Below are 541 nucleotides of genomic sequence, written 5' to 3'. Positions count from 1 at the left end.
TATGCATTCGCTAACGGGGACCACAAAACTCATCATGATGATCAACGCGTCTATCGCAGCAATGCTGGGATTTGACACGCGCTTCTTGGTTCTCATGGTCTTCGTGTCCGTGTTCTTGTGGGTCTCTTCAAAAATTGAGCTGTCAAAACTGAAGGTCGTGCTGTGGTTCATTTTTGTCCTTATGATTTTGAACAACATCATGATTTTCGTCTTCGCCCCGCAGTACGGCACCGAGATTTACGGGACCAGCACGCCGCTTTGGCATTTGACTAACCGCTACACGTTCACTACAGAGCAACTGTTCTACCAGTTGAACGTGACGCTGAAATATTTTGCGGTACTGCCCGTAGCCCTGCTATTCATTGTCACCACGTCCCCTTCCGAGTTCGCGTCTTCGCTCAACCGGATCGGAGTTCCCTATCGGGCCTCCTACTCGGTTGCATTAGCGCTTCGTTATATTCCGGACGTTCAGCGCGAATACCGCGAGATTTCTCAAGCACAGCAAGCTCGCGGGATCGACACGTCCAAAGATGTTTCGTTT

At 50.1% G+C, this 541-nt stretch carries 1 protein-coding gene; it reads left to right on the top strand.

Going from position 1 to position 541, the window contains the following annotated elements; genetic code table 11:
* Position 1: 1 nt before the first annotated feature.
* A partial coding sequence (locus HMPREF1627_RS00815) for an energy-coupling factor transporter transmembrane component T family protein (RefSeq protein ID WP_034500349.1) occupies positions 2 to 541 on the top strand: 540 nt, incomplete at its 3' end.

The organism is Actinomyces sp. S6-Spd3 (assembly GCF_000758755.1).
Lineage (GTDB): Bacteria > Actinomycetota > Actinomycetes > Actinomycetales > Actinomycetaceae > Pauljensenia.
Note: the sequence above shows the minus strand (reverse complement) of the source record. Positions and strands in the feature narration are given on the sequence as shown.